We start from the raw sequence: 13,843 nt of genomic DNA on the forward strand, positions 1-13,843 counted from the left end.
TGGATACGTCGCTGCTGCAACCGATGGTTCGATGGTTATTCTGCGGGATGGTTTCCGGGCTGTGAATGAAGTTTTACGGCAGTCTTGTAAATATTGTTTGCAATCAACAGCCTTTTGACCCCTGTTCAAACCCGGGATGACACTATTTGGCGGCGGAGGCTGGTGCCGCCGGGGCGGCCGATGTGCCTTCCGGCAAATCGTAACGTTCCTCTTTTTCCACCGAAGTCCCGCCTATCAGGCTACGGCGGCGCTGCAGGTAGATTTCGCGGGTGAAGCTGTATTTGTCGAGTGCGGCCTGGTCCAGGACATCACCGGCCCCGAGCACGTTGGCCCTGGCGTTCACCAGGCGCAAAGTCGTCAGGGAATTGCGGGCACGGACATTGTCGATCCGGCTTACCAGGTCGCCCTGGTAATCAACCAGCGAACCTACCGAATCACGCGCGGAAGAAGGGCCCAGCAAAGGCAGCACGAGGTAGGGGCCCGAGCCCACACCCCAAACGCCGAGCGTCTGGCCAAAATCTTCCGAGTGTTTGGGAATCTTCAGATCGCTGGCAACGTCAAAAATGCCACCCACGCCCCAGAGGGTATTGGTCGTGACACGGAAAAAACTTTCGATAGAAGCCTGGCCTTTACCCTGGAGCAGGTTGTTGACGGTGGACCACACGTCGGAAATGTTGCCGAAGAAATTAGTGACACCGGTGCGCACAGGCGCAGGCGTGATATCCCGGTACGCGGTTGCCACGGGTTTGACGACGGCGCGGTCCACGCCGTCATTGAAACTGAACATGGTCCGGTTGAACGGCTCCAGCGGATCGGATGGGCTCGCATTGGGACCGGTAGCACACCCCTGGAGAAGTGCCAGTGCAAGCACTGCCGCAGCCCAGCCGGCCGGTTTTTTCATCGTGATTTCTGCTGTCATTTTTTTTCTGGCGTCCCTGATGGCGGCGCAGACCCTGATCCGGAACTGCTGTCTGCCGCCTTGCTGTATAAAAACTGGCTGATCAGATTCTCAAGCACCACGGCGGACTGCGTGTTTTTGACCACGTCCCCTGCGGCAAGATTTTTCTCGTCCCCACCGGCCTCCACGCCGATGTACTGCTCGCCCAGCAATCCGCTGGTCAAAATCTTCAGCGAGCTGTCTTTCGGGAACACGTAACGGCTTTCCATCGCCAGATTGACGCTGGCCTGGTAGGACTTGTCGTCGAAAGTGATATTTTCAACCCTGCCCACTACCACGCCAGCGCTTTTGACAGCGGCTCGCGGCTTGAGGCCACCAATGTTGTCGAATTTCGCCGTCACCTTGTAGGAGGTATCGAAATTCAGGCTGAGCAAATTCGCGGACTTGAGCGCCAGAAACAGGATGGCGGCGCCGCCAATCAACACGAACAAACCCACCCACAAATCATTTTTGGAACGTTGCATCGTTTTCTTTCAGTGGCCTGGTCCGGCGTTTTCGCCATTCCGGGCTGTTTTGTCCTTGCGGGGTTCACCCAAGGCAAACACTGGGAAGCAGGATTTTCTCATGGGCGAATTAAAAATGTATGAAGACGGTTTTAAAGGCTGAACATCGAGGCGGTCAGCAGGAAATCCAGCCCCAGCACGGCCAGCGACGCAACCACCACGGTCCGCGTGGTCGCGCGCGACACGCCCTCAGGCGTCGGCTGGGCCTCGAAACCCTGGTGCAAGGCCACAAAAGTGACCGTGACGCCAAACACAAAACTCTTGATGATGCCGTTGCCTACGTCGCGCCAGACATCGACACCGGACTGCATCTGGCTCCAGAAGGAGCCCGCATCAATACCGATCATGACCACACCCACCAGCCAGCCACCCATGATGCCCACAGCGCTGAACACGGCAGCCAGCAGGGGCATGGCGATGATGCCGCCCCAGAAGCGGGGCGCCAGGATGCGCCGCACCGGGTCTACCGCCATCATTTCCATGGCTGAGAGCTGTTCGCCGGCTTTCATCAGGCCGATTTCGGCCGTCAACGCCGTGCCGGCGCGGCCGGCAAACAGCAAAGCAGTGACCACCGGCCCGAGTTCGCGCACGAGGCTGAGCGCCACCAGCAAGCCCAGCGCTTCTGCCGAGCCATAGCGCTGCAGCGTGTAGTAGCCCTGCAGGCCCAGCACAAAGCCGACAAACAGACCCGACACGGCAATGATGGCCAGCGAGTAGTTGCCCAAAAAGAAAATCTGGTCGCGCACCAGGCCAAAGCGGGCCAGGGCCGGGCCGGTGAGGGCCACCAGCCGGGACATCAACCGCGCGGCGTAGCCCAGCTCGGCCAGCTGGCTGCGCACGGAAAAACCGAGGCCGGAAATCAGCGCGACAGGGCTATAGCGGCTCATGCGCGCTTCCCTGATTTGGCCGCCGGGTCGCCGAAATCGGCATCCACAGTGGGGCCCGGATAGTGGAATTTCACGGGGCCTTCGCTTTCGGCATTGACGAACTGGTGCACCAGCGGATCGGTGGAGCGACGCACCTCGTCAGGTGTGCCCTGCGCCGCAATGCCACCATTGGCCAGGATGATGACCTTGTCGGCAATGCGGAAGGTTTCTTCCAGATCATGCGACACCACCACGCTGGTAATGCCCAGCGTATCGTTGAGCTGGCGTATGAGCTGCGCGGCGGTACCGAGCGAGATCGGATCGAGCCCGGAGAACGGTTCGTCGTACATGATGAGTTCCGGGTCCAGCACAATGGCCCGCGCCAGCGCAACCCGGCGGGCCATGCCGCCCGAAATCTCGCTGGGCAGCAGGTCCCGCGCGCCGCGCAGGCCCACCGCATTGAGTTTCATCAGCACGATATCGCGGATCAGGGCTTCACCCAATTCGGTGTGCTCGCGCAAGGGAAACGCCACATTGTCGAAAACACTCAGATCGGTGAACAACGCACCGAACTGGAACAGCATGCCCATGCGACGGCGCGCGGCATAGAGTTCCGCCTGGGCCAGCTTGCCGACGTCCTTGCCGTCGAACAGCACAGCGCCGCTGACAGCCTTTTGCTGCCCGCCGATGAGGCGCAGCACGGTGGTTTTGCCGCCTCCCGAAGCGCCCATCAGCGCGGTAACCTTGCCGCGAGGCACGGACAGCGTGACCTTGTCCAGGATGACGCGATCACCGGCGGAGCCGGGATAGGAAAACGTCACATCCTTGAACTCAACCAATGATGAAGCGGAAATGTCGGGCATTGAAGGAGAAAAGACAGGCCAGCAGGTGTGTTGGCTTGGGTAAGTAATACCGAATGATACGGGGTTTGCCCTTATACAGCCCCTGACCGGAAACCAAAAACCTTGGGCTGAGCGGCCTAAAGCAGCGAGGGTGGCCCAAAAAAGCGGCCGCCTTATCGGGCCGATAGTGGCCGCAAGCCACAACTATCCGGCGCAAGCAGCTATTTTTTTGATAGCACCCGGGGTTTTCGGTGTTATTTGCCAACCAGGCAGGTGTGCGCAAAGCGCAACGGACCGTCACGCCAATTGGGTGATTTCTGGAGGTTTGGCACCATTTCACGCAACCCGGGCACCAGCTTGGGCCTCACAATCGCCCCTTTTTGGCGATTTGAGAAGGCCGGCGCGGCGCTTAGCGAGGCAGGTCGCTAAAGCCCATCAGAAACTCGTCGACCGCGCGCGCGGCCTGGCGGCCTACGCGCACCCCAAGCGCGAGCTTGGGGTTTATTTAACCGCCCCTTGGGGCGATTTGAGAAGGCCGGCGCGGCGCTTAGCGAGGCAGGTCGCTAAAGCCCATCAGAAACTCGTCGACCACGCGCGCGGCCTGGCGGCCTACGCGCACCCCAAGCGCAAGCTTGGGGTTTATTTAACCGCCCCTTGGGGCGATTTGCGAAGGCCGGGCGCGGCGCTTAGCGAGGCAGGTCGCTAAAGCCCATCAAAAACTCGTCGACAGCACGCGCGGCCTGACGGCCTTCGCGAATCGCCCATACGACCAGGCTCTGGCCGCGGCGGATGTCGCCAGCGGCAAACACTTTGGGCACATTGGTGGCATAGCCGCCGGTGAAGTCAGTGCCCGCTTTGGCGTTGCCGCGGTTGTCTTTTTCGATGCCGAACGCATCCAGAACGGACGCCACCGGCGAAATAAAGCCCATGGCCAGCAGCACCAGGTCAGCCTTGAGGGTTTGCTCAGAGCCTGGCACTTCCACCATCTTGCCGTCTTTCCATTCGACGCGAACGGTCTTCAGGCCCGTGACCTTGCCTTTTTCGCCGATCAGTTCCTTGGTGGAGATCGCGAACTCGCGCTCGCAGCCTTCTTCGTGGCTGGAAGAGGTGCGCAGCTTGATCGGCCAGTAAGGCCAGGTCATGGGGCGGTTTTCTTCTTCGGGCGGCTGGGGCATCAGCTCAAACTGGGTGACGCTGACCGCGCCGTGGCGGTTGCTGGTGCCCACGCAGTCGGAACCCGTATCGCCACCGCCGATGACGATGACATGCTTGCCGTCGGCGCGCAGCTGGCCTTTGACCTTGTCGCCGGCATTGACCTTGTTCTGCTGGGGCAAAAACTCCATCGCAAAGTGCACGCCGTCCAGGTCGCGGCCGGGCACGGGCAGGTCGCGCGACTGTTCGGCGCCGCCGGTGAGGATGACGGCGTCGAAGTCTTTTTGCAGTTGCTCAGGGGTGATGCTTTCTTTCGCCCAGTTGGTGACTTTGGAGTCCTTTGGCAGGCTGCCCACCATCACGCCGGTGCGGAAGTTCACGCCCTCGGCCTTCATCTGCTCGACGCGGCGGTCGATGTGGACTTTTTCCATCTTGAAATCGGGAATGCCGTAGCGCAGCAGGCCGCCGACGCGGTCGTTCTTTTCAAACAGCGTCACGTCGTGGCCTGCGCGAGCCAGTTGCTGCGCGGCGGCCATGCCGGCAGGGCCAGAGCCGACCACGGCAACCTTTTTACCGGTCTTGTGCTTGGGCATCACGGGCTTGACCCAGCCTTCGGACCAGGCGCGGTCGATGATGGCGTGCTCGATCGACTTGATGCCGACGGCGTCGTCATTCACGTTCAGCGTGCAGGCGGCTTCGCAGGGCGCGGGGCAGATGCGGCCGGTGAACTCGGGAAAATTGTTGGTGCTGTGCAGCGTGTCGATCGCGTTTTTCCAGTCAGCGCGAAACACCATGTCGTTGAAGTCGGGAATGATGTTGTTGACCGGGCAGCCGTTGTTGCAGAACGGCGTGCCGCAGTCCATGCAGCGTGCGGCCTGCTTGTTGGCCTGCGCGTCGTCCAGCCCGATGACAAATTCCTTGTAATTCTTCAGGCGCTCCGGCACGGCCTTGTAGCCCTCCTCGATGCGCTCGTATTCCATGAAGCCGGTGATTTTTCCCATGATGCGGTCCTGTGCAATTCTTTAAGCGTTTTATGCCTCTAGCCCTTTGAAGACGGGCGTAAGCAGCTATAAATTCGATAGCAGATAGTTTGATGCGTAAAAGGCGCAACCGGCTTATTTAGCCGCCACCGCTTCCTGGTTGGTGGCGACCTGGGCCCTTGTGGTCTCGGTCGCGGCTTCCAGGCGGCGTTCCTTGCGCTCGATCAGTGCCTTCTTGTATTCGTTCGGGAAGACCTTCACAAATTTCAGGCGCGACTCGCTCCAGTTGTCGAGCAGCTCGCGCGCGCGCTTGCTGCCGGTCCAGCGGTTGTGGTCCTGCAGCAAGCGCTTGAGCAATTCCTCATCGCTTTCGCCCGCATGCCAGTCGGCCTTGTCATGGGTGTGCTGCTCTGCGGTGGTGACGATGCGGTCCATCGACACCATGGAGGTGTTGCAGCGCGTGGCAAACAAGCCGTCCTCGTCATACACATAGGCCACGCCGCCGCTCATGCCGGCGGCGAAGTTGCGGCCGGTCTTGCCCAGCACCGCGACGGTACCGCCCGTCATGTATTCGCAGCCGTGGTCGCCCGTGCCTTCAACGACCGCCGTGGCGCCCGAGAGGCGCACGGCAAACCGTTCGCCGGCCACGCCGCTGAAGAAGGCTTCGCCGGTGGTTGCGCCGTAGAGCACGGTGTTGCCGACGATGGTGTTCTTCACCGCGTCGCCGCGGAAGTCGATGCTGGGGCGCACCACGATGCGGCCGCCCGACAGGCCCTTGCCGGTGTAGTCGTTGGCGTCGCCGATCAGGTACATGGTGATGCCCTTGGCGAGAAAGGCGCCGAAGGACTGACCACCCGTGCCTTCAAGCTGGATGCGCAGCGTGTCGTCTGGCAAGCCTTGCGGGTGATGCCGTGTCAGCTCGCCCGACAGCATGGCGCCGACGGTGCGGTTGACGTTGCGCGCCACTTCGATGAACTGGACTTTTTCGCCCTTTTCAATCGCGGCTTTCGATTTTTCGATCAGGCGCACGTCCAGCGCTTTTTCGAGCGCATGGTCTTGTTCCATCACATGCATGCGCGGCACGTCGGCCGGCACATTCGGCTGGTAGAACAGGCGGGCGAAATCAAGGCCGCTGGCTTTCCAGTGCTCAATGCCTTTTTGCGTGTCGAGCAGGTCAGCGCGGCCGATCAGCTCGTCAAACTTGCGCACGCCGAGCTGCGCCATGAGCTGGCGGGCCTCTTCGGCGACGAAGAAGAAGTAGTTAACGACATGCTCGGGCTTGCCGCTGAATTTTTGGCGCAGCACCGGGTCTTGCGTGGCCACGCCGACGGGGCAGGTGTTGAGGTGGCACTTGCGCATCATGATGCAGCCTTCAACCACCAGTGGCGCGGTGGCAAAGCCGAATTCATCCGCACCCAGCAGCGCGCCTATCACGACGTCACGGCCGGTTTTCATCTGGCCGTCGGCCTGCACGCGAATACGGCCGCGCAGGCGGTTGAGCACCAAGGTCTGCTGCGTTTCTGCCAGGCCGATTTCCCAGGGTGAGCCGGCATGCTTGATGGACGACCAGGGCGAGGCGCCCGTGCCACCGTCATGGCCGGCAATCACCACGTGGTCGGACTTGGCCTTGGCCACGCCCGCGGCAATGGTGCCGACGCCGACTTCACTGACCAGCTTGACGCTGATGCTGGCGCGCGGGTTGACGTTCTTCAGGTCGTGGATCAGCTGGGCCAAGTCTTCGATGGAGTAGATGTCGTGGTGCGGCGGCGGCGAGATCAAACCGACGCCGGGCACCGAGTAGCGCAGGTGGCCGATGTATTCGCTGACTTTGCCGCCGGGCAGCTGGCCGCCCTCGCCGGGCTTGGCGCCCTGGGCCATCTTGATCTGGATCTGGTCGGCCGACACCAGGTATTCGGCCGTGACACCAAAACGCCCCGACGCGACCTGCTTGATGCGCGAGCGCAGCGAATCGCCGTCCTGCAGCGGCAAATCAACCTCGACCTGTTTAGGGCCGATCACGCTCTTCAGCGTCTCGCCCTTCTTGATGGGGATGCCCTTGAGTTCTTGCCGGTAGCGGTTCGGGTCTTCACCGCCCTCGCCCGTGTTGCTCTTGCCGCCGATGCGGTTCATGGCCACAGCCAGCGTGGCGTGGGCTTCGGTGCTGATGGAGCCCAGCGACATGGCGCCGGTGGCAAAACGCTTGACAATCTCTTTGGCCGGCTCGACTTCATCGATCGGGATGGCCTTGGACGGGTCGATCTTGAACTCGAACAGGCCGCGCAGCGTCATGTGACGGCGGTTCTGGTCGTTGATCAGCTGGGCGTATTCCTTGTAGGTGTTCCAGTTGTTGGAGCGGGTGGAGTGCTGCAGCTTGGCAATTGCATCGGGCGTCCACATGTGGTCTTCGCCGCGCACGCGCCAGGCGTATTCGCCGCCGGCGTCCAGCATGTTGGCCAGCACCGGGTCGTCGCTGAAGGCAGCACGGTGCATGCGCAGCGCTTCTTCAGCGATCTCAAACACACCCATGCCTTCAACCTGGCTGGCCGTGCCGGTGAAGAACTTGGCCACGGTGTCACGGCTCAGGCCGATGGCCTCGAACAGCTGCGCACCGCAGTAGCTCATATAGGTCGACACGCCCATCTTGGACATGATCTTGGACAGGCCCTTGCCGATAGCCTTGGTGTAGTTGTAGACGGCCTTGTCGGTGCTGAGGTCGCCGGGCAGGCCTTTGGACAACTCGGCCAGGGTTTCCATCGCGAGGTAGGGGTGAACAGCTTCAGCGCCGTAGCCGGCCAGCACGGCAAAGTGATGCACTTCGCGGGCAGAGCCGGTTTCAACCACCAGGCCGGCGGTCGTGCGCAAGCCTTCTTTCACCAGGTGCTGGTGAATCGCCGACAGCGCCAGCAGGGCCGGGATGGCCACCTGCGTGGCGGTGATGCCGCGGTCGCTGATGATCAGGATGTTTTTGCCGTCCTTGATCGCGTCGACCGCTTCAGCGCACAGCGAAGCCAGCTTGGCCTCGACGCCTTCGTGGCCCCAGGCCAGCGGGTAGGTGATGTCCAGGGTATAGCTCTTGAACTTGCCCTGTGTGTGCGCTTCGATGTCGCGCAGCTTTTGCATGTCGGCCACGTTGAGCACGGGCTGGCTCACTTCAAGCCGCATCGGCGGGTTGACCTGGTTGATGTCCAGCAGGTTGGGCTTGGGGCCGATGAAGGACACCAGCGACATCACGATGGCTTCGCGGATCGGGTCGATGGGTGGGTTGGTCACCTGCGCGAACAACTGCTTGAAGTAGTTGTAGAGCGGCTTGTTCTTGTTGGACAGCACAGCCAGCGGGCTGTCGTTGCCCATGGAGCCGGTGGCTTCCTCGCCGTTGGCGGCCATGGGGGACATCAGGAATTTGATGTCTTCCTGTGTGTAGCCAAAGGCCTGCTGGCGATCAAGCAGCGCGATGGTTGAGGCGGCGGGCACAGTGACCGGAGCGGTCTTGGCGGCCTTGCCGGCCACGTCGTCCAGCTTGATGCGCAGGTTTTCAATCCATTGCTTGTAAGGCTTGCTGTGGGCCAGCGTGGCCTTGATTTCTTCGTCGTCGACCATGCGGCCTTGTTCGAGGTCGATCAGGAACATCTTGCCGGGCTGCAGGCGCCATTTGCGCACGATCTTGTGCTCAGGAATCGGCAGCACGCCGGATTCGGAGGCCATGATGACCAGGTCGTCATCGGTCACGCAGTAGCGCGAGGGGCGCAGGCCGTTGCGGTCCAGCGTGGCGCCGATCTGGCGGCCGTCGGTGAAGACGATGGAGGCCGGGCCGTCCCAGGGCTCAAGCATGGCGGCGTGGTACTCATAGAAGGCCTTGCGGCGCTCGTCCATGGTGGTGTGCTGTTCCCAAGGCTCGGGGATCATCATCATCACGGCCTGGCTGATGGGGTAGCCGGCCATGGTCAGCAACTCGAGGCAGTTGTCGAAGGTCGCGGTGTCGGACTGGCTGGCAAAGCTGATCGGGTAGAGCTTTTGCAGGTCGGCACCCAGCACCGGCGAAGACATCACGCCTTCACGTGCCTTCATCCAGTTGTAGTTGCCTTTGACGGTGTTGATTTCGCCGTTGTGCGCCACATAGCGGTACGGGTGGGCCAGCGGCCACTCCGGGAAGGTGTTGGTCGAGAAGCGCTGATGCACCAATCCGAGTGCCGAGACGCAGCGCGGGTCGGTCAAGTCACGGTAGTAGGTGCCCACCTGGTCGGCCAGCAGCAGGCCTTTGTAGACCACCGTGCGGCTGGACATGCTGGGCACGTAATATTCTTTGCTGTGCGTCAGGCGCAGGTTCTGGATGGCGGCGCTGGCGGTTTTGCGAATGACATACAGCTTGCGCTCCAGCGCGTCCTGCACGATGACGTCGTTGCCGCGACCGATGAAGATCTGGCGCAGGATGGGTTCTTTTTCGCGCACGGTGGGCGACATGGGCATGTCGCGGTTGACCGGCACGTCGCGCCAGCCCAGCAGCACCTGGCCTTCGGCCTTGACGGCGCGCTCGAGCGCCTGTTCGCAGGCCAGGCGGGAAGCGTGCTCTTTCGGCAGGAAGACCATGCCGACGCCGTATTCTCCGGGTGGCGGCAGCTGCACGCCCTGGCCGGCCATTTCTTCACGGTACAGCGCATCGGGCAGCTGGATCAGGATACCGGCGCCGTCGCCCATGAGCTTGTCAGCGCCCACTGCGCCCCGGTGGTCTAGGTTCTCGAGGATCTTCAAGCCTTGCTGGACGATGGCATGGCTTTTGTGCCCCTTGATGTGCGCCACGAAACCGACGCCGCAGGCATCGTGTTCGTTCGCACCGGAGTACAAACCGTTTTCTTCAAAATGCTTGATTTCAGCAGCCGTGGTCATGGCAATTCCTCGTCAGTTGGGATGACGGCGGTGCCGAGTGGCCTCGAAAAGCCTGGGCAACGCTTCCATCCGCAAGGTTCATAATTTTTCGCAGGGAATGGGAGCATATTGCATTGCAACAACAATGCCAAGCGCTTTAAATAGGGTCAGATTCTAATTAAATGTCGATTAATTTAATCAACAATAAATTAGGGACATATTAAACTCAAACGCGCCAAGCCTTGATAAATATGAAGTTATTCATCATCCGGGCCCTCAGCCACGCGTAGGGGTGGGCGCCCCGCCTGGTTCCTGGTGACACGGCGCTCCGTGCGCTTTTGCAACTCCGCCAAAAAGCCATCTCCACCCAGGGCCCAGCCACTCAGGGCGGATCGGGTCAGCTGGTCTTGCTGCTCCAGCGTGATGCCGGCGCGCACCAGTTCGGCGTAGGCCACTTCACGGGCGAAGGGCGTGTTGCCCAGCGCCCAGACCAGCGGGTGCGGCGTGAGCAGGCCGTCGACCCGCAGGCCTGCGTAGTGGCCGTAGCTGGACCACGGATAGTCTTTGACCTCGGCCACCTGTCCCGCGCGGACCGGATTGAGGTCCATATAGGTCATGCAGGCCAGCAGGTAGCGCTCGGCCTCGATCACGGTGGCCCGGTAACGCCCTTCCCACAAGGTGCCGGAGCGGCCCTGGTTGTCGTTGAAGTAACGCACATAGCGCCGCCCGGCAGCCTGCATCATCTGCGGCAGGCTGTCCGCTGTGGAAGGCGTCGCCAGTAAGTGGAAATGGTTGTCCATCAGCACGTAAGCATGCAGGGCAACGCCGAACTTGCGGGCGCTTTCTTCAAGCAACGCCAAAAACACCTGGTGGTCGGCGGCCGAAGAAAAGACAGTTTGCCGGTTATTCCCCCGCTGGATGATGTGGTGCGGGTAACCGGGGAGCGTCAGCCGGGGAAGACGGGCCATGGGATGCAATGCCTGAAGTTTGCGTCATGATATTTGATCTGACCCTGATTTCCTGCTCCGCACTGAGTTCATTGGGCGCCGTTGAAACGACGGGAAAGAAGACGCTTAACGGACAACTTTGCCGTCAGGCGTGATGGTGACCAGGTCAATCGCACGCACCGATTCGTATTTCTTGGGGCGCAGGTTCACACGAAAGCCGCCCACGTCGTAGTCCGTCATGGTTTCAAACGCCTTTTGCAGACCTGCCCTGTCGGGTTTGCCGCTGCCGGCCGCACTGCGGCGTACGCCTTCGGCAAAAGTACGGGCAGCAATATAACCCTCCACACTCTCGTAACTCGGCGTCTGGTCCGTCTGGTTCAGTACATCCAGGTATTCCTTGATGATGGGCGTACCCGTGCTGCGTGGCGACGGCACCACCTGCGAGATCACCACACCGCCTATCTCCTTGCCCAAGGCACTGAACAGCGGATCGATACCCACGACGGAGAAATTGAGGAACTGCCCGCTGAAGCCGGCCTGGCGCATCTTGCGGATGAACGCTGCCGATGAATTGAACAGGCTGACCTGGATCACGGCCTGAGGTTGCGCCTTCATCAGCTGCGCCACTGCGGCATCGACCTTGTCGCTGTTGACCGGCGACAGGGCGCTGCCAACGATGGCCGGGCGCTTCAGGTCGATCAGGGCCTGGTTCACCGCTGCAAGGCCGCCCCGCCCCATGGCGTCATCTTCGGCAAATACACCGATACGGTCCTGGTTGAGGGTGGCACAGTGGCGCGCAATTTTGTAGGCCTCATCGGCCAGCGCCGGACGCACATGAAATATGTTTGCCAGCGCAGGATCATGCAATGCGTCCGACGCCGCAAAAGGTGCGAAAAAGAGCGCCCCGGATGCCTTGGAAGCGGCAAACGCGGCATCACAGCTGGCTGTACCGGCAAAGCCGAACAGCGCATCGACGCCTTCGTCGATCAACTGCTTGGCATTGGCGGCAGCCTTGGCCGGGTTGTAGCCGTCGTCGAGTGTCTTGACTTCTATCTTGTGGCCGCCGGCACCGCCCTTTGCATTGATGGCATCGAAATAAATCTTTGCTCCATTCAGATACGCCAGACCGATCTGGTCGGCTGCACCTGTCAGGGGAACCGATTGGCCAAGAAGAATCTTGCGGCTGGTTTTGCTTTGAGCCCAGAGCGCAGGGCTTGCTACCGCAGCGCCCGCGGAAACCCCACGCAGAATTAGTTGACGTCGATTGAAACCCATGAGAACACCTTTTGAGAGACGAAATAGCCAAAGCAGGTTTGATGCCCGTACCTCAGCATGCGCTCAATATTCCGAAGAAATGTCACAAATTGTGCGCAGACCCTCAGCGTAATCGGTGCAACCCTCAAAAACCACCGTGGAAATGCCAACACGTCATAAGCCTATGCGCATGGGGCGCCAACATACGCCCGTTCAAGTGCGTTGGCGGGCAGATCCAGGCAGACGATCAAGCAAGATCGCCAACACGAGGGCGATGGCGCAGCCGGCCGTCGCAAGCCAACCCGTCCATTGCCATCCTCCCGCAGTACTGGCCACCCAGGCAACCAGCGGAGGACCGGCAAATTGCCCCAACGCCGACCACTGCTGGACCCAGCCAACGGTGGTCGACACGGCATCACGGCGGGGCGCAAGCTGGATGGCCAGGCTAAACAGCGTTGCGGGGATCAGGCCACCCACCATCGAGAAGACCAGTATGGCCACGTACTGTATTTCCGGGCGCAGTTGCACGGCAAATGCGAGCTGTGCGCCTCCAGCCATCGACAGGAAGCCTGCCCCAAGCAGAACCACCGGTCGTACACCACGCTCCAGCAGCCTGCCTGCCGCGACGTTGCCGATGATATTGACGGCAGCAGCAAGCGCCGTAAGCCATGCCACCCACACACCGCTCACGCCAGCCTGGGTGTAGATGGACGGCAGGAAACCGACCACAGCAAGCCACTGTCCCGAGTACATCGCAAAAGCAACAGCCATGTACCAGGCTGCGCGCGACCGCAGCGTCGCGCGGACAATATCTCCGCCACGGAAATGAGGAGCCGGCGATTGCCGGGGGGAGATGCCATCATGCAGATGCCCCTGTGCAGGAACTTGCCACGCGACCAGCAAAGCCAGCACTGCGGCCAGCGCGGCCAGAAGCCACCACAAGATTCGCCAACCCCAGTCAGGTGCGGCCAGGCCGATGATCATGGGGCCTCCCAGCAAGGCCAGAGAGGCGCCCAGCGGCATGTAGGCGCCCCATACTCCCAGCATGCCATTGAGCCGCTCTTGTGGCACCAGCTGGCGGATCAGGGCTGGGGCCGGTAACACCACCCAGAGGAATCCCAGCCCTTCGAATACACGTGCGGCGAGCAGCCAATGCACATCGGGAGACACGCCGCCCAACAGACCGGCACCGGACAACACCAGCAACCCGGCCACCATGCTGCGCTTGAGGCCGGCACGCTGCACAACAAGCCCGATGAGCAGCCCGAGCACCATACCCGCCAGCTGCACCAGCGACAGCAGAAATCCGGCCTGCAGCAATGTCACGCCCAATACCTTTCCCAGTACAGGCAGCGCAGGCGGTAGTTTTCCCACGTAAAGGGCGGCCACCACACCGGCAGCCATCACGTACCAGGCCGCGTTCGGGCTCGGGGTTGTTGTTGGCCGGGGCTCCGTCACGCTTGCTGCCTATGGGCCGCTAC

9 protein-coding genes are annotated in these 13,843 nt (G+C 61.3%); all 9 read right to left on the reverse strand.

All coding sequences use genetic code 11. From position 1 onward, the window contains the following. Positions 1 to 142: 142 nt before the first annotated feature. Positions 143 to 919, reverse strand: a complete 777-nt coding sequence (locus AC1DWQ_RS12215; protein ID WP_477669874.1) for an MlaA family lipoprotein — start codon at positions 917 to 919, stop codon at positions 143 to 145. Beyond that, entirely contained in the window at positions 916 to 1,422 is a 507-nt protein-coding gene (gene mlaD / locus AC1DWQ_RS12220; RefSeq protein WP_457279721.1) for an outer membrane lipid asymmetry maintenance protein MlaD, read from the reverse strand. Before mlaD ends, AC1DWQ_RS12215 begins: the two co-directional genes overlap by 4 nt. Positions 1,423 to 1,553: 131 nt before the next feature. Beyond that, the gene (mlaE, locus tag AC1DWQ_RS12225; RefSeq protein WP_457279722.1) at positions 1,554 to 2,348 is read right to left on the reverse strand and encodes a lipid asymmetry maintenance ABC transporter permease subunit MlaE; all 795 of its coding nucleotides are present in this window, start codon (positions 2,346 to 2,348) and stop codon (positions 1,554 to 1,556) included. Next, positions 2,345 to 3,190 (reverse strand): ABC transporter ATP-binding protein, encoded by an 846-nt coding sequence (locus AC1DWQ_RS12230; protein WP_477669875.1) that lies wholly within the window; start codon positions 3,188 to 3,190, stop codon positions 2,345 to 2,347. Before AC1DWQ_RS12230 ends, mlaE begins: the two co-directional genes overlap by 4 nt. Positions 3,191 to 3,855: 665 nt before the next feature. Beyond that, positions 3,856 to 5,322, reverse strand: a complete 1,467-nt coding sequence (locus AC1DWQ_RS12235) for a glutamate synthase subunit beta (RefSeq protein WP_477669876.1) — start codon at positions 5,320 to 5,322, stop codon at positions 3,856 to 3,858. A gap of 114 nt (positions 5,323 to 5,436) precedes the next feature. Continuing rightward, on the reverse strand, positions 5,437 to 10,182 hold the full coding sequence (locus AC1DWQ_RS12240) for a glutamate synthase-related protein (RefSeq protein ID WP_477669877.1): 4,746 nt from the start codon (positions 10,180 to 10,182) through the stop codon (positions 5,437 to 5,439). A gap of 236 nt (positions 10,183 to 10,418) precedes the next feature. Beyond that, positions 10,419 to 11,129 carry a transposase gene (locus tag AC1DWQ_RS12245; protein ID WP_477669878.1) on the reverse strand — a complete coding sequence of 237 codons (711 nt, stop codon included), beginning with the start codon at positions 11,127 to 11,129 and terminating at the stop codon, positions 10,419 to 10,421. Positions 11,130 to 11,234: 105 nt separating this feature from the next. Further along, entirely contained in the window at positions 11,235 to 12,383 is a 1,149-nt protein-coding gene (locus tag AC1DWQ_RS12250) for an ABC transporter substrate-binding protein (RefSeq protein WP_477669879.1), read from the reverse strand. A gap of 192 nt (positions 12,384 to 12,575) precedes the next feature. Then, positions 12,576 to 13,766 (reverse strand): MFS transporter, encoded by a 1,191-nt coding sequence (locus AC1DWQ_RS12255; RefSeq protein WP_477670209.1) that lies wholly within the window; start codon positions 13,764 to 13,766, stop codon positions 12,576 to 12,578. Positions 13,767 to 13,843: the final 77 nt, after the last annotated feature.

The organism is Polaromonas sp. P2_G11 (assembly GCF_056403595.1).